The organism is Pseudooceanicola atlanticus, assembly GCF_000768315.1.
Lineage (GTDB): Bacteria > Pseudomonadota > Alphaproteobacteria > Rhodobacterales > Rhodobacteraceae > Pseudooceanicola > Pseudooceanicola atlanticus.
Genome location: NZ_AQQX01000001.1, coordinates 530,726 through 544,897 on the forward strand (window position 1 = coordinate 530,726; position 14,172 = coordinate 544,897).

18 protein-coding genes are annotated in these 14,172 nt (G+C 64.1%); 10 read left to right on the top strand and 8 right to left on the bottom strand.

Annotation, left to right across the window (positions count from 1 at the left end; translation table 11 throughout):
• The 3 genes from ATO9_RS02620 to ATO9_RS02630 form a co-directional block, all read right to left on the bottom strand.
• A complete protein-coding gene (locus ATO9_RS02620) occupies positions 1–471 on the bottom strand; it encodes a FixH family protein (protein WP_043744610.1) in 471 nt (156 codons plus the stop codon).
• Positions 471–2,027, bottom strand: coding sequence for a cytochrome c oxidase accessory protein CcoG (gene ccoG, locus ATO9_RS02625; RefSeq protein ID WP_043744612.1), 1,557 nt, complete (start codon positions 2,025–2,027; stop codon positions 471–473). The genes ATO9_RS02620 and ccoG overlap by 1 nt, the downstream gene beginning before the upstream one ends.
• Positions 2,028–2,156: 129 nt before the next feature.
• Positions 2,157–3,041 carry a LysR family transcriptional regulator gene (locus tag ATO9_RS02630; protein ID WP_043744614.1) on the bottom strand — a complete coding sequence of 295 codons (885 nt, stop codon included), beginning with the start codon at positions 3,039–3,041 and terminating at the stop codon, positions 2,157–2,159.
• 100 nt (positions 3,042–3,141) lie between these two features.
• Here ATO9_RS02630 and ATO9_RS24905 point away from each other — a divergent pair, with 100 nt between their 5' ends.
• Positions 3,142–3,273 carry a hypothetical protein gene (locus ATO9_RS24905; protein WP_272945747.1) on the top strand — a complete coding sequence of 44 codons (132 nt, stop codon included), beginning with the start codon at positions 3,142–3,144 and terminating at the stop codon, positions 3,271–3,273.
• On the opposite strand, the gene ATO9_RS02635 is transcribed toward ATO9_RS24905, so the two are convergent.
• Entirely contained in the window at positions 3,270–4,535 is a 1,266-nt protein-coding gene (locus tag ATO9_RS02635; RefSeq protein ID WP_043744617.1) for a DNA polymerase IV, read from the bottom strand. The two genes, ATO9_RS24905 and ATO9_RS02635, sit on opposite strands and share 4 nt — an antisense overlap.
• A gap of 53 nt (positions 4,536–4,588) precedes the next feature.
• Between ATO9_RS02635 and ATO9_RS02640 the strand changes: the two genes are divergently transcribed.
• From ATO9_RS02640 to ATO9_RS02650, 3 genes are all read left to right on the top strand, one after another.
• Positions 4,589–5,038: an NUDIX domain-containing protein gene (locus ATO9_RS02640; RefSeq protein WP_052418048.1), complete on the top strand. Its 450-nt coding sequence runs from the start codon at positions 4,589–4,591 to the stop codon at positions 5,036–5,038.
• Between the two features lie 85 nt (positions 5,039–5,123).
• Positions 5,124–6,011, top strand: coding sequence for a LysR family transcriptional regulator (locus tag ATO9_RS02645; RefSeq protein WP_043744621.1), 888 nt, complete (start codon positions 5,124–5,126; stop codon positions 6,009–6,011).
• On the top strand, positions 6,008–6,892 hold the full coding sequence (locus ATO9_RS02650) for a DMT family transporter (protein ID WP_043744624.1): 885 nt from the start codon (positions 6,008–6,010) through the stop codon (positions 6,890–6,892). Before ATO9_RS02645 ends, ATO9_RS02650 begins: the two co-directional genes overlap by 4 nt.
• Here the strand turns inward: ATO9_RS02650 and ATO9_RS02655 are convergent.
• Positions 6,889–7,224 (bottom strand): ArsR/SmtB family transcription factor, encoded by a 336-nt coding sequence (locus ATO9_RS02655; protein ID WP_043744627.1) that lies wholly within the window; start codon positions 7,222–7,224, stop codon positions 6,889–6,891. The genes ATO9_RS02650 and ATO9_RS02655 overlap by 4 nt on opposite strands.
• A 271-nt stretch (positions 7,225–7,495) precedes the next feature.
• Here ATO9_RS02655 and ATO9_RS02660 point away from each other — a divergent pair, with 271 nt between their 5' ends.
• The 5 genes from ATO9_RS02660 (at position 7,496) to ATO9_RS02680 (ending at position 10,136) form a co-directional block, all read left to right on the top strand.
• Complete coding sequence (locus tag ATO9_RS02660) at positions 7,496–7,831, top strand: AtpZ/AtpI family protein (RefSeq protein ID WP_043744630.1); 336 nt, start codon at positions 7,496–7,498, stop codon at positions 7,829–7,831.
• Between the two features lies 1 nt (position 7,832).
• On the top strand, positions 7,833–8,597 hold the full coding sequence (locus ATO9_RS02665; RefSeq protein ID WP_043744633.1) for a F0F1 ATP synthase subunit A: 765 nt from the start codon (positions 7,833–7,835) through the stop codon (positions 8,595–8,597).
• 49 nt (positions 8,598–8,646) lie between these two features.
• Positions 8,647–8,871, top strand: coding sequence for a F0F1 ATP synthase subunit C (locus ATO9_RS02670; RefSeq protein ID WP_043744635.1), 225 nt, complete (start codon positions 8,647–8,649; stop codon positions 8,869–8,871).
• A gap of 146 nt (positions 8,872–9,017) precedes the next feature.
• The gene (locus tag ATO9_RS02675) at positions 9,018–9,575 is read left to right on the top strand and encodes a F0F1 ATP synthase subunit B' (protein ID WP_043744638.1); all 558 of its coding nucleotides are present in this window, start codon (positions 9,018–9,020) and stop codon (positions 9,573–9,575) included.
• Positions 9,576–9,578: 3 nt separating this feature from the next.
• Positions 9,579–10,136, top strand: a complete 558-nt coding sequence (locus ATO9_RS02680; RefSeq protein WP_043744641.1) for a F0F1 ATP synthase subunit B — start codon at positions 9,579–9,581, stop codon at positions 10,134–10,136.
• 84 nt (positions 10,137–10,220) lie between these two features.
• On the opposite strand, the gene ATO9_RS02685 is transcribed toward ATO9_RS02680, so the two are convergent.
• Together ATO9_RS02685 and cobO are read right to left on the bottom strand one after the other, a co-directional pair.
• Positions 10,221–11,360, bottom strand: coding sequence for a 2OG-Fe(II) oxygenase (locus ATO9_RS02685; RefSeq protein WP_043744643.1), 1,140 nt, complete (start codon positions 11,358–11,360; stop codon positions 10,221–10,223).
• 142 nt (positions 11,361–11,502) lie between these two features.
• Positions 11,503–12,111, bottom strand: coding sequence for a cob(I)yrinic acid a,c-diamide adenosyltransferase (gene cobO, locus ATO9_RS02690; protein WP_043744646.1), 609 nt, complete (start codon positions 12,109–12,111; stop codon positions 11,503–11,505).
• Positions 12,112–12,524: 413 nt separating this feature from the next.
• Between cobO and ATO9_RS02695 the strand changes: the two genes are divergently transcribed.
• The gene (locus tag ATO9_RS02695; protein ID WP_043744650.1) at positions 12,525–12,749 is read left to right on the top strand and encodes a DUF2798 domain-containing protein; all 225 of its coding nucleotides are present in this window, start codon (positions 12,525–12,527) and stop codon (positions 12,747–12,749) included.
• A 140-nt stretch (positions 12,750–12,889) separates the two neighbouring features.
• Here the strand turns inward: ATO9_RS02695 and ATO9_RS02700 are convergent, their stop codons facing one another.
• Complete coding sequence (locus tag ATO9_RS02700) at positions 12,890–14,101, bottom strand: TsoY family (seleno)protein (protein WP_043744653.1); 1,212 nt, start codon at positions 14,099–14,101, stop codon at positions 12,890–12,892.
• Positions 14,102–14,172: the final 71 nt, after the last annotated feature.

Sequence of the window (14,172 nt, forward strand, 5' to 3'; positions counted from 1 at the left end):
TTACCGTTTCACATGCAGGATCACGCGTTGGCGGAATTCCGTCCCGTCTTCGGCGATGGCGGTCATGCGGATGTTCCAGTTGCCTGCGCCCAGCTCCAGCGGGGCTTCGTAGCGGGTGCCGTCGAAGGCAAAGACCGGCTCCACGTCGTCGGCGACATGGGTGGCGCGGCCGACAACGGCATGCAGGTCGGTGACGCGGACGGGATCGCCCGCCTTGTCGGTGATCGACAGATGCACCATGCCGTCCTGCCAGTCGGCGAAGATCGTCCAGCCCAAGGCTTCCTGCTCGGCGCGGCGGTCGTCGAATTCCTGGCTGGCCACGTAGGAATTCTTGGTCTCCAGCCCCGGGAAGGTCCGGATTGCCTGCGTGGCCATGACAAGGTTCACGGTGACGATGATCCCGAAGGCCCCGACAAAGCCCGTCAGGACATGCCATCCCTTGAGGCGGAAACCCGTATCTGCGTCAGTCATCAATTCGACCTCCCGTTAAAGACCGAGTCCGTGAAGGCGCGGTCGCCGTTGGTGATATCCTCGACCCAGAAGCGGAACTCGGTCCGCTCGGCTTCGGCCGGGGCGCTGTCCGCGGGGGCCACCACGTAGACTCGCTGCAACTTAGCAGTGTCGGCGGGGACCGTCACGGTTTCGTAGGGTGTGCCCTCCAGCTGGACACGAAGGGCCGGGTCGCCCTTGACCGACATGCGGAAGGGGCGGTCCTCTCCGTGCTTGTTGCGCAGGCGGACGTCATAGGCGTTGCGGATCGACCCGTCGGACATGGTGACGAAGGTCGGGTTGCGGATCGGCGCGACGGTCATGTCGATATCCGGCCGGATGAACAGCGCGACGATCAGGCCCACACCCACCAGCGACCACAGGCCAGTGTACATCAGGGTGCGCGGCCGCAGGATGTGCTTCCAGATGGAGCGCGGCTGCGCACCGGCGCGTTCGGCCTGTTCGTCGGTCAGCGCGATATAGTCGATCAGGCCGCGTGGCTTGCCGATCTTGGCCATCACGTCGTCGCAGGCATCGATACAGAGCGCGCAGGTGATACAGGCCATCTGCTGACCGTCGCGGATGTCGATCCCCATCGGGCAGACGTTGACGCAGGCGTTGCAGTCGATGCAGTCGCCAAGTTCCTGAACCGGCGGCTGACCCACGCCGGACGGCATCCCCGGCATCGGGATCAACGGAGAGGTCCCGCCATGTTTCTCGCCCGCAGCATAGGTGACCTTTTCCGGCGCCTCCACGGCGGCCTCGACGGTCTTGTTGCGGCGTTTGCCCTTGCCGCGCGGTTCGCCCCGCCATTCACGATAGGCGACGGTGATCGTGTCCTCGTCCATCATCGCGGCCTGGATACGCGGCCATGGGCAGGCATAGATGCAGATCTGTTCCCGTGCAAAGCCGCCGAAGATGAAGGTGGTCATCGTCAGGATCAGCATTGTCGTATAGGCGACCGGATGCGCGTTCAGCGTGACCAGATCCCGCAGCAGGGTCGGTGCATCGGCAAAGTAGAAGACCCATGCGCCGCCGGTGGCCAGCCCGATGCCGAACCATGCGACCCATTTGGTGATCCGCAGCCGGGCCTTGCGGACATCCCATTTCTTCTGGCGATGCAGGCGGATACGGGCGTTGCGGTCGCCCTCGATCCAGCGTTCTACAAGGATGAAGAGGTCGGTCCAGACGGTCTGCGGGCAGGTATAGCCGCACCAGACCCGGCCAAGCGCCGAGGTGAACAGGAACAGCCCCAGCCCCGCCATCACCAGAAGGCCTGCGATGAAGTAGAATTCATGCGGCCAGATCTCGATCCAGAAAAAGAAGAACCGCCGGTTCGCCAGGTCGATCAGCACCGCCTGGTCGGGCAGGTTCGGCCCCCGGTCCCAGCGAATCCAGGGGGTCAGGTAGTAAATGCCCAGGGTGACCGCCATGATCACCCATTTGAGGTTGCGGAACGTACCCGAGACGCGGCGCGGAAAGATCGGTTCGCGCGCGGCATAGAGCTTTTCTGGGGTTTGCGGATCTGTGACGGACACGAGGGACTCACTCCGATTGCATCTGCTTTTCGGAATGCTTCTCGCAGGGGCGGCAAGGGTCAACATTGACCTGCATCAAATGAGACATTTTTGGTCTATCATTTTCCGACCTGCAGGCCAGTCAGGCGATCACGTTGGCGTGTCCATCTTCGCCTGGCTTCGAATCCAGCGATAGAGCGCCCGGGCCGAAGGGCGCATGACGCCGGGACGGCTTACCAGGTAGTACCCCTTCTTGCGCGAATCCTCGAAGAGCAGCCTCAGCCGACCTGCGGCGAGATCCGGTTCGATGAAGGCGCGGGCCGTGACCGCGACACCCTGTCCGGCGCGGGCGGCCTCGACCATCAGGTTGCCGGGCAGCGAGGTCAGGCCCCGGCTCTTGTCCAGCACGGTGCCGAAATATTCCAGGTAATCAGAGGCTTCGTTGGTTCCCAGCTCCTGCAGCCAGTGAAACTGCGTCAGTTCGGTCGGATTGGCGAAGTCGCGATCGCCGACCAGGGCGGGGGCGGCAACGATGGCGATTGGGGTATGGATCAGCAGTTCGGCGTCCAGCCCCGGCCAGGTGCCGCTGCCGTAGCGGACGGCCATGTCCAGGCCGCCGGGTTGCAAAGCCCGCAAATCAGGCGAGGGGTCGATCATCAGCGAATAACCGGGGTTCTTTTCGCGGAACTCGGCCAGGCGCGGCATCAGCCAGTAGGAGGCAAAGCTGGGCGTGGTGGAAATCTGGATCGGCCGTTCCTCGTCCCGGCCGGACAATTCGGCCGCAAGGCTGGCCATGTCCGCAAAGCCCGTCAGGGCGGCCTCGGCCAGGGCGCGGCCCTCTGGGGTCAGGGCGCCGCTGCGGGCCTGGCGGTCCAGCAGCGCAACGCCCAGGTTCTCCTCAAGCGCCCGGATTTGCTGGCTGATCGCCGCATGGCTCACGTTCAGCCGCGCCCCGGCCTCGGCCATGGAGCCGGTATCGGCATAGGCGGCCAGCGCACGCAGCGCGGTCAACGGGGGCAGGGCGGTCCAGTCCAATGTAACCTCAGCTTACATATGCCTTCTATTCCTGATTAGCGTTTTATTGGGAATAGGTCCATCTATGACGCATCAGGAAACGCCAAGGCAGGAGGTTTCGATGCTTGGTATCTACGCAAATTCTTTCATGACCGCGACGCGGATCAACGACACCAAAGTGCGCCCGATCGAGAAAAAGCCCCGCCGGTGGAGCCCGGCCGGCCACTGGATCGATCCGCCGAAGGAATTCTAACGAAGGGCACGCCCTTTCAGGATCGCGTCGGGGCCGAAGCGTTTGCGGATCGCATCCGTGGCGCGTTCGGCTTCCCCCCGGCGCCTGGCATCCGGATCGAGCAGGTCGCCCGAGGCGCCCCCGTTGTCCTCGGCCGAGAGGTCTGCGATGCCAACCCCGATCAGGCGATAGGGGCCTTCGGGCCCCACGCCGTCGAACAGCCCCCTTGCGGTGCGATAGATCGTATCGGCCAGCTGCGCCGGTTCGCGCAGCGACACCCGGCGCGAGAGGCTGGAATGATCCGCCCGTTTCAGTTTCAGCGTGACCACGCGGCCCGCCAGCCCCTTGGCCTTGGCCCGGTCCGCGACCTTTTCCGCCATCCGCCACAGGTGACCGTCCAGCAGGTCGGGATCGCCGGTATCCTCGTGAAAGGTCGTTTCGTTCGAGATCGACTTCATCGGGGCATGGGCCGAAACGCGCCGCTTGTCCTGGCCGCGCGCCAGGTGCCACAGCCGGTCGCCCATCGACCCGAAGCGTGCGATCAGGTCTTCACGCTCCCATCTCAGCAGGTCGGTGAAGGTGCGGATGCCGGATTTCTCCAAAGACGCCTGCGCCGCCGCGCCAACCCCCCAGATCATCCGCACCGGTTTGTCGCGCAGGAAATCCGCGGTCTCCGCCTCTCCGATCACGGAAAAGCCGTGCGGCTTGTCGAGGTCGGAGGCGACCTTGGCCAAAAACTTGTTATGCGACAGCCCGATGGAGCCGGTCAGCCCCAGCTCGTCCCGCATCCGCTTGATCAGCCGGGCCAGCATGTAGGCGGGCGGGTGTCCGTGCAGCCGGGCAGTGCCGGTCAGGTCGATGAACGCTTCGTCCAGCGACAGCGGTTCGATTGAGGGCGTCATTTCCTCCATCATCGCGCGGATCTCGCGCGAGACCTCCACATAGGCCTGCATGCGCGGCTTGATGATGACGGCGTCGGGGCAGAGCTTCAGCGCCTGGAACATCGGCATGGCCGACCGCACGCCCCGGATGCGTGCGACATAGCAGGCCGTCGACACGACGCCGCGCCGCCCGCCGCCGATGATCACGGGTTTGGAGGCCAGCGCGGGATTGTCCCGTTTCTCGACCGAGGCGTAGAAGGCGTCGCAATCCATGTGCGCGATGGACAGGGTGTTGAGCTCCGCATGGGCGATGACCCGCGGGCTGCGGCAGGCCGGACAGCGCAGGAATCCGCTCGCTTGGGCGGTGAACATCTCAAGGCAGTCGCGGCAAAGTGCGTCCATCGGCGGGGGCCAACCTCGTTGAACGGGGAATATCACCCTATATAAGACGCATCATGCAGGCGCACCACAGCACAGATGCCGGAGAGCAGCGGGCCGAGCGGGACTTTGCGGGGGCAAAGCTGATCCTGCTGATCGGTCCCCACCTTCTGGTGATCCGCCGCGACAATGACCCGGCCATCCCCTGGCCCGGCAGGCTGGATTTCCCCGGCGGCGGTCGCGAGGGCGCGGAAACCCCGCTGGATTGCGCCCTGCGCGAAACCGAGGAAGAGATCGGCCTGCATCTGGTCCGCGACGACGTCGCCTGGCGCATGTGGGCGGAGCGTCCGCATGGCCCTGTCTGGTATTTCGCCGCCCGCCTCGAGGAACATCGCGCCGATGACATCGTCTTTGGCGACGAGGGGCAGGGCTGGTTCCTGATGCCACCGCACGCCTATCGCGACCACCCCTCCGCCATCCCGCATTTCGCGGATCGCTTGCAGGATTTCCTCGATAGCGCAGCGTGATCGCGCGCGGGCTCCCCTTGCTTCTGCGCACAAAACACGGTTTGTTGCGTGCGTTAGTTCCTGATCGCACAGAAAAGACCCCACCATGGACAATTGGGATGAAATCCGCACGGCTTACCAGGTGGCGCGCCTCGGCACGGTATCGGGGGCGGCCGACGTTCTGGGCGTGCACCATGCCACCGTGATCCGCCATATCGACGCGCTTGAAGGGCGGTTGGGGGTTAAGCTGTTCCAGCGCCATGCCCGCGGCTACACCCCGACAGAGGCGGGGCAGGACCTGCTGCGCGTGGCCCAGGCCACCGACGATCAGTTCAGCCAGCTCTCGGGCCGGATCAAGGGGCGGGGCAACGACGTGTCGGGCGAGTTGGTCGTGACGACGCTGACGGGGTTGTCGGATTTCCTGGTTCCCGTCCTGTCGCGGTTCCAGAGCGATTATCCCGACGTGATCCTGCGTTACCTGACCTCCGCGCGTCTGTTCCGCCTGGAATATGGCGAGGCGCATGTGGCCATCCGCGCCGGCAGCCCGCCCAGCCAGCCCGACAACGTGGTGCAGCCGTTGCTCAAGCTGCGCTTCGGCATCTACGGCTCGCGCGACTATATCGACCGGTTCGGCATGCCCGAGATTCCGGGCAACATGGATGGCCACCGCTTTGTCGGGGCCGACGACCCGTCCAGCCGCGCACCCTTTGCGCGGTGGATGCGCGAGAATATCCCCGAACGGCAGATCGTCTTCCGCTCGGGCGATGACGTGGCGACCCGGCAGGCCGTGCTGCAGGGCGTCGGTCTTGGGTTCCTGCGCACCTTCGAGTGCGAGCAGAACGATGACCTGATCGAGGTGCATCCGCCGCTGGATGAATGGGAAAGCCGGCTGTGGTTGGTCACCCACATGGATCTGCACCGGACGAACAAGGTGCAGACCTTCCTGAAATACCTCAAGAAACACACCGCCCACATGCGGACCGACGAGGAATGAGCGACAGCCTGCGCGGCCACCTGGCGATGCTGTGTTTCTCGTCGCTGGTGGCGGGGTCGTTTTCGCTGGGCGTTCTGGCCGCCCCGCATATCGCGCCGGCCGCGCTGAACGCGCTGCGGTTCTTCCTGGCGGCGCTGATGGTCGGGGCTGCCGCCTGGGCGACGACCGGCATTCCCCGCTCTGCCTTCCGCGCGCCGTGGCGCTACCTGCTGATGGGCGGCGTCTTTGCCAGCTATTTCGTCCTGATGTTCGAAGGGCTCAAGACCGCGCATCCGGTGTCGGCGGCGGCGGTCTTTACCCTCGTTCCTGTCATGTCGGCGGGGTTTGGCTGGCTGCTGCTGCGCCAGATCACGACCCGGCGGATGGCGCTGGCCCTGTCCATCGGTGCGGTCGGCGCGGTCTGGGTGATCTTCCGGGCCGATCTTGCCGCCCTGCTGCGGTTCGAGATCGGGCGCGGCGAATGGGTCTATTTCTGGGGCTGCGTGGCCCATGCGCTCTATACCCCGATGGTGCCGCGCCTGAACCGGGGCGAACCGGCGGTGGTGTTTTCCTTCGGGATGCTTTGCGCGGCCTGCCTGACGGTGACGATCTACGGCTTCAACGACATCGTGGCGACGGATTGGGCCGCGCTTCCGCCGATCGTCTGGGTCACGATCCTCTATGTCGCGGTCTTTGCCTCGGCGGTGACCTTCGTGCTGATGCAATATGCCTCCCTTCGTCTGCCCTCGGCCAAGGTCATGGCCTACACCTACCTCGTGCCCTCCTGGGTCATCCTGTGGGAGATCGCGATGCATGGCGACCTGCCGCCGCTGGCGATCCTGGGCGGTGTCGCGCTGACGATGGTGTCGCTGCTGATGCTGCTGAAGAACGAGCAGGCCTAGTCGTCGGGCTCGCTGCGCAATTCCGTTTCCAGGAACCGTTCGAAGGCGTCCAGGTTCACCGGCTCGAACTGGCCGAAGCCCTGCATCCAGACGCTGGCCTCTCGCAGGGCGTCGGGCTCCAGCTTGCACCACTTGACCCGGCCCCGCTTCTCCTGAGAGATCAAGCCGGCGCGGGTCAGAATGCCCAGGTGCTTCGAGATCGCGGCCAGCGACATGTCGAACGGATCGGCCACGTCGGTCACGGCCATGTCGTCCTCCAGCAGCATCGACAGGATGCGGCGGCGGGTCGGGTCGGCCAGGGCGGCGAATACGGTGTCGAGCGGATCGGACATGATCCATCTGCCCCCGGACGGCCCCGATGGTCAACCACCGGGTTGAGCTTTTGAAATGGCGTGATTTTCCATTCTCAACCTTGCAGTTGAATATGCCCCGGGCGCGGATTTCCGGCCGCAGGGCGGCGCGGCGTGCTGACCCACCTGCCGCAATGCGATTGAAAACGTATTAATAACAAGGGCTTGCCGCGTCCGCATTGCGGGCCTGAGGCCGCTTGACTCATGCCCCCTCCCGCCATAGCAAAGCAGCAACTTTACCAAGGGGGCAAAAGTGTCCGATCCCGACCAATCCCGGCAGTTGGCCGCGCTTGAGGAACGGATTGCAGCGGCCAAGGGCGCGCAGGCACCGAAACCCCGCGGGGACGAACATTATTCCGCGGCGAACCTCGCCTGGAGGATGGTGATCGAACTCGTGGCCGGTCTGGGGATCGGCTTTGGCATCGGGTACGGGCTGGACGCACTGTTCGGCACTCTGCCGTTCCTGATGGTGATATTTACATTTCTGGGCCTCGCGGCCGGCATCAAGACGATGATGCGCACCGCGGCGGAGTTCCAGGGGGACAAGACGGCCGAGAGCGATCCGGCCGGGCAGGACGAGAGGGACTGACATGGCGACCGAAGCAGCGGAAGCACACGGCGAAGAAGGCGGGCTGGTTTTCCACCCGATGGACCAGTTCATCGTCAAGCCGCTTTTCGGCGATGGCGAAGTGCACTGGTACACGATCACCAACGCGACGCTCTGGATGTTCCTGGCGGTTGTCGCCATGACGATTCTGATGGTCCTGATGACCTCGCGTCGCGCAACGATTCCCTCCAAGGGCCAGTCCATCGCGGAAATGGCCTACGGCTTCGTCTACAAGATGGTCGAAGACGTGGCGGGCAAGGATGCCGTCGGCTTCTTCCCCTATGTCATGACCCTCTTCATGTTCATCGTCTTCGCCAACTTCCTTGGCCTGATCCCGATGTCCTTTACCACGACGTCCCACTTCGCGGTGACCGTGGTGCTGGCCCTGGCGGTCTTCCTGACGGTGACGATCTACGGCTTCATGAAGAACGGCGCCAAGTTCCTGGGCCTCTTCTGGGTGTCCTCGGCGCCGCTGCCGCTGCGCCCGATCCTCGCCGTGATCGAGCTGATTTCCTACTTCGTCCGCCCTGTCAGCCACTCCATTCGTCTGGCCGGCAACGTCATGGCGGGCCACGCGGTGATCAAGGTGTTCGCGGGCTTTGCCGCCATCGCCGTGATTTCCCCGGTTTCCGTTGTCGCGATCACCGCGATGTACGGGCTCGAAGTTCTCGTGGCCTTCATCCAGGCTTACGTGTTCACCATTCTGACCTGCGTGTACCTCAAGGATGCCCTGCATCCCGGCCACTAAGGTTCGGACTTTCATCGAAACTTCCAATATCATCGTAAGGAGACACATCATGGAAGGCGATCTCGCACACATCGGCGCAGGCCTCGCAGCAATCGGTTCCGGCGCAGCCGCAATCGGTGTGGGCAACGTGGCAGGCAACTTCCTGTCCGGCGCACTGCGCAACCCGTCGGCAGCAGCCGGCCAGACCGCGACCCTCTTCATCGGCATCGCATTCGCAGAAGCCCTGGGCATCTTCGCCTTCCTCGTGGCTCTGCTGCTGATGTTCGCCGTCTAAGTCACGGACGACATTATCCTTACGCAGGGGCGGGGCCGTTCACGGTTCCGCCCGTTGCGAGGCACCCAAGGTGCCACCGGGCCGAAAGGCCCTGACCATCGGGAAAGACCGACCGATATTCGAACGCTCCTACGGAGGACAATGCCATGGCTACGGAACACGGAGACGGTCTTGCGGACGCAACCGGCGTCGCCGAGCACGCCGCGGGCTCTGCACCCGGCATGCCGCAGCTGAACTTCGATCACTGGGGCAATCAGATCTTCTGGCTGATCGTCACCCTGGTGGTGATCTACTTCATCCTGTCCCGCGTGGCCCTGCCGCGTATCGGGGCGGTTCTGGCTGAACGTGCCGGCACCATCACCAATGATATCGCCGCCGCCGAAGATCTGAAACAGAAGGCCGTCGAGGCCGAGGCCGCCTATGAAAAGGCGCTGGCCGACGCTCGTGTCGAGGCCAACGAGATCATCGCCAAGACCCGCGCCGAAATTCAGGCCGAACTTGACGAGGCCACCGCCAAGGCGGATGCCGAGATCGCCGCCAAGACCGCCGAGGGCGAAAAGGCCATCGCTGAAATTCGCGCCAACGCGATGGAAAGCGTCGAAGCCGTCGCCAAGGACACCGCAGCTGCCGTCGTTGCCGGGCTGGGCTTTTCTGCCGATGCCAAGGATGTCGACAAGGCCGTTGCAGACCGGATGAAAGGCTGACCCATGCGTTACCTCGCCACCCTCGCCGCCATCGTCGCAGCCCAGCCGGCCTTTGCCGCATCGGGCCCGTTCTTCTCGCTCGGCAACACGGACTTCATCGTCCTGCTGGCCTTCCTGCTGTTCATCGCGGTCCTGTTCTACTTCAAGGTTCCGGGCATGATCGGCGGAATGCTGGACAAGCGGGCCGAAGGCATCAAGTCCGAACTGGACGAAGCCAAGTCCCTGCGTGAAGAAGCACAGGCGTTGCTGGCCTCCTACGAGCGCAAGCAGAAAGACGTTCAGGAACAGGCCGACCGTATCGTCGCCACCGCCAAGGCCGAAGCCGCCGACGCGGCCGAACAGGCCAAGAAGGACCTGGACCTGTCGATCAAGCGCCGCCTGGCCGCCGCCGAAGATCAGATCGCCTCTGCCGAAGCATCGGCGGTCAAGCAGGTCAAGGACCGCGCCGTGGCCGTTGCCGTGGCCGCTGCCCGTGACGTCATCACCAGCCAGATCAAGGCCGCGGATGCCAACAAGATGATCGACGACTCGATCGACACGGTCGAAGCCAAGCTTCACTGATCCGGTCAAGACACCGGACGGACGAACAAGATGGACCCGGAGGATAGCCTCCGGGTCCTTTTCATTTTCAGCGCGGCTTGCGGGTCATCCGGCCTGCGGTTCCCGGCTCACACCTTCGTCGATAAACCCCCGGTTCGCATCGCGAATACGCGCCGCGGCCTCGTCGTAGAGGAACGGCAGGAAGGCATAGCGCTTGCCCTGCGTGACGCGGCTGACCTTGTGGAGCATCGAGCACGAGAAGACCACGGCGCCGCCCTGGGGCGCCTTGTAGCCGCGCGTGCCGTATTCGGGAAAGCTGACCTCGCCGCCTTCGAAATCGTCGTTCAGGTTGATCGACACGGCAAAGCGGCGATGCGCGGTGCCCTTGGTCGTGTTGTCGCGGTGCGGCGCGAAGTGGCCGCCATCGGCGGCGGAATAGCAGGCGACGATGTTGCGCTCCATCCGGGTGACGGTGAATTGGTGGGCCTTGTGAACCTGGGGGATGACCCGGCGACGGATGCGATTGTGGATCAGGTTGATCAGCGCCTTGTCTTCGAGGTTGAAGTCCCGGCGGCTCTTGAAGCTATGGTCGCTCACGCCGACTGTGCGGCCATTGACCTCTCGCATGAAGCCGCTCTCCTCGCCGCCATCGGCCTCGTAGAGGTCGATCAGGTGCTGGCAGAGGGTCGGTTCGAACACGTTTGGCAGGTAAAGGATCGGCGCCTGAAGGGCGATGCCCGTATGCATGTCGGGTGCGGGCAGTGCGTCGAGGCAGGCCATCACCTGCGCGATGTCCGACCGGTCCTTTGCAAAGGGGATGACACGGATGATCCGCAGGCTCGGGTCGATGACAACCCATTGACGCAGCATGGTAAGTTTGTCGATTCCGACCCGTGGCTTCCCGTCGAGAACCCCGTAGAGTTGCGCGACGCTATAGTCGAAATCGAGCACGTTGCGGATGCCTGGAATGCGGGTCACGACCTCGGGGTTGTCCGCGTCCGCGGTGTCCTGGGTCACGCCGAAGAAGCTGGCGAAGGCATCGTCGAACAGATCCGACCGACGCATGACCTCTTGTAGGGCCGCGACGGAATGCGGGTCTGCGGCGGAGCCGTAGAAGCAGAGGACCAGGTAGCGCCCGGCGGCAGACCCGAAGGCATAGCGCTTGGTGTTGAGGGTCGCCTGGCTGAACAGGGGGGCTTCGTCCCCCGGCAGAAGCCGGGACTTGGCGGGCTGGGGGTCGGGCATCGAGGGCGTTCCTTGCAGATGGACTACCCTGTGGACGCGGCCGGAACCGGGATTTATCCGCCCCTCTGAAAATTTATCTCAAAGGGGCGGAGAAGGGGGGGATTTCGGCGCGGTCCGGAACGCGCCGAAACAGGTTAACGCACTAGAATTCCACGCCAATCTGGGCCTTGATGCCGGAGCGGAAGGGGTGCTTGACCAGCTCCATCTCGGTGACGAGGTCCGCGATCTCGATCAGCTCGTCCTTGGCGTTGCGACCGGTCAGGACGACATGGGTCATCTCGGGCTTTTCGGTGGTCAGGAATTCCACGACCTCGTTGATGTCGAGGTAGTCGTAGCGCAGGGCGATATTGACCTCGTCCAGAAGCACCATCTTGTTGGAGGGATCGCGGATCAGCTCTTTCGCCTTTTCCCAGGCGGCCTGGGCCATTTCGGTGTCGCGGGTGCGGTCCTGGGTTTCCCAGGTGAAGCCCTCGCCCATCGTGTGGAACGAGCAAATGTCTGAAAAGCGGGACATAATCAGGTCGCGCTCCCCGGTGGACATGCCGCCCTTGATGAACTGGACCACGGCGCATTGCATGTCATGGGCGATACATCGGAAGATCATCCCGAAGGCGGCAGAGCTTTTGCCCTTGCCCTTGCCGGTATGCACGATGACCAGGCCTTTCTGGTCGGTCTTGGTGGCCATGATCCGGTCGCGAGCGGCCTTCTTCTTGGCCATCTTCTGGGCGTGGCGGTCGGGGTCTTGGGTCATCTGGGATCTCCGTTCTGGGTGGCGACTCTGGGGGAGCGGACGGGGGATGACAAGCCCGGGTTACCCCACCGAACGGCACGTCGGTATTACGTCGGTATCCGGTCGGTTTTGCGTCGGTGCGAAAACGGTGCCGGGGGCCGGGCCGATTGCCGCAACAAGTGGCAGCGCGCAGGGTGATTGCGGTGATCCCGACCCCGCGCCGCAACGTTCCGGCGGATTGGACTTGCGGGCAAGGGTCCCCGGCCGTATCCCCGACGGGCCGAGAAGATTTCGAGGCCGGTTGGTTACTCCGGCCCTCTGCCCCACAGAGATCCAGTCGCACCTGTCTGCGAACCCACGGCATCGACCCAAACCTGGTCGGTGCCGGGGATGGTGCGACCTCCCCGTCCGACCGCAATCCGGAGAAGACGGAAATGACCAAGACATCCATCATCCTCGCGCAGGTCCTCATCACATTCATGATGGCCACCCTCATGTCCGGGACCATGTCGCTGATCGTGCTGGGCCCGACGTCGCAATGGCTGGCGGCCTGGCCGCGTCAGGCGCTGATCGCCTGGCCGATCGCTTTCCTGTTCACGCAGGTGACGACCCCGCTGGCCTTTGCCATCGCGCGGCGCCTGGCGCCCGCGCGGTACTGACCGGGGGGGCGCAAAAGAAAACGGCCGGGTCCAGGGTGGGGACCCGGCCGTGATACCGGTCTACTCGTTACTCAGGCCGGAGATCGGGCCGGCTTGGGGCCAGCCCGACCAGGGACGGGACCGGCCTGTTCAACCCGACATCATTCTGCCGGAACCGCAGGGGCCTGAGCGGCGCGGGCGAAGTGCTGACGGTTCAGCCGCAGGACCAGCGCGATCATGGCGGCCTGGGAGGCCAGGGCGACCGCGATCAGGGCCCAGTAGGCGGGGGAGAACTTGGTCAGCACATCGGCGGCGACCAGACCCTTGTGGATGAAGAAGAACATCATCACCTGGAAGGCCACGCCGGGGCAGACCAGCGCATAGGATCCCGGAGAGGTCTTGGTGCCGAAGACGAAGTCCCGGAAATAGCCCTGGCGGATCATCACGGTCAGGCCAAGCAGCAGGAACAGCACCTGGACCGACACGAACCGGGCGAGGAAGACCATGGTCTCGCCATCCGTGGAATGGGCGCCGAAGGTGACGTGCAGGGCGTGATCCTGGCGCATCAGCAGGATGCCGAGGATGGTCATCAGCGGAACCACGATCATCAGCGTCGGCGCGGCCTCTTTCGCGGTGCCGTGGTGCAGCATCGAGGACATGGCCGTCATCAGTGCGATCACCGCATAGACCAGTGCGGCGGTGCCCAGGAAGGTCGACAGGACCATGGCGACACCCACGGTGGTGGTGGTGTGCGACATCGCGGCAGGGGCGGCGAGGCCGACACCGGCCATGGCAAGGGCGAAGGCGGGCAGAAGCTGACCGAAGCTGTTGTGCTGGCTCATGTCGAAGGCGCCGCCGGTCGACAGGATCCGGCCCAGGTAGCGGCCGATGTCACGCAGGGCCATGCCGGCGACCAAAACGAAGGCGACCATGGCGGCGGGGAAGAGGTATTCGACCACGCTCCACAGGTTGGGCACGAAGACCATGCCGACGATGAACATCGCGTTCACCGACATGGCAAGCGCCAGCGGGCGGGCCAGCAGCGTGGCCTCGGCATTGGTCTGGCGCAGGTTGGTATAGGCCTCGGTCCGGGACCATTTGGCAAAGGCCGACAGGTTCCAAATCAGCGCCTTGATGTTGAGGACCGCAAAGGTGGCGATGCCGGCCATGGCGATCACGATGGCGATCTGCTGGGGCAGGTTGCCCTTGGCCCAGGCGGCCATGATGTCTTCGAAGACGGGGACGGGCTGACCGGGATGCGGCACCCAGAAGAACAGGTACATGAAGAAGGTGACGGCCAGACCGCCAGCCCCGACAGAGGCAAGGAAGTAGAGCGGGTTGTAGCGATCCGCCGGACGCGTTTGGAGTGACATGGCTGCGTATCCCTTTTCGCATTCATATTATGGAATGTATATAATATGCGAAAACTGGAATGTGAGTGGAC

Excerpts from the sequence above, each read along its gene's own strand:
- ATO9_RS02695 (WP_043744650.1), top strand. The coding sequence starts at position 12,525 with ATGACCAAGACATCCATCATCCTCGCGCAGGTCCTCATCACATTCATG.
- ATO9_RS02635 (WP_043744617.1), bottom strand. The coding sequence starts at position 4,535 with ATGGACGCACTTTGCCGCGACTGCCTTGAGATGTTCACCGCCCAAGCG.
- ATO9_RS02650 (WP_043744624.1), top strand. The coding sequence starts at position 6,008 with ATGAGCGACAGCCTGCGCGGCCACCTGGCGATGCTGTGTTTCTCGTCG.
- ATO9_RS02670 (WP_043744635.1), top strand. The coding sequence starts at position 8,647 with ATGGAAGGCGATCTCGCACACATCGGCGCAGGCCTCGCAGCAATCGGT.
- ATO9_RS02700 (WP_043744653.1), bottom strand. The coding sequence starts at position 14,101 with ATGTCACTCCAAACGCGTCCGGCGGATCGCTACAACCCGCTCTACTTC.
- ATO9_RS02620 (WP_043744610.1), bottom strand. The coding sequence starts at position 471 with ATGACTGACGCAGATACGGGTTTCCGCCTCAAGGGATGGCATGTCCTG.
- ATO9_RS02665 (WP_043744633.1), top strand. The coding sequence starts at position 7,833 with ATGGCGACCGAAGCAGCGGAAGCACACGGCGAAGAAGGCGGGCTGGTT.
- ATO9_RS02685 (WP_043744643.1), bottom strand. The coding sequence starts at position 11,360 with ATGCCCGACCCCCAGCCCGCCAAGTCCCGGCTTCTGCCGGGGGACGAA.
- cobO (WP_043744646.1), bottom strand. The coding sequence starts at position 12,111 with ATGACCCAAGACCCCGACCGCCACGCCCAGAAGATGGCCAAGAAGAAG.
- ATO9_RS02645 (WP_043744621.1), top strand. The coding sequence starts at position 5,124 with ATGGACAATTGGGATGAAATCCGCACGGCTTACCAGGTGGCGCGCCTC.
- ATO9_RS02655 (WP_043744627.1), bottom strand. The coding sequence starts at position 7,224 with ATGTCCGATCCGCTCGACACCGTATTCGCCGCCCTGGCCGACCCGACC.
- ATO9_RS02680 (WP_043744641.1), top strand. The coding sequence starts at position 9,579 with ATGCGTTACCTCGCCACCCTCGCCGCCATCGTCGCAGCCCAGCCGGCC.
- ATO9_RS02640 (WP_052418048.1), top strand. The coding sequence starts at position 4,589 with ATGCAGGCGCACCACAGCACAGATGCCGGAGAGCAGCGGGCCGAGCGG.
- ATO9_RS24905 (WP_272945747.1), top strand. The coding sequence starts at position 3,142 with ATGCTTGGTATCTACGCAAATTCTTTCATGACCGCGACGCGGATCAAC.
- ATO9_RS02675 (WP_043744638.1), top strand. The coding sequence starts at position 9,018 with ATGGCTACGGAACACGGAGACGGTCTTGCGGACGCAACCGGCGTCGCC.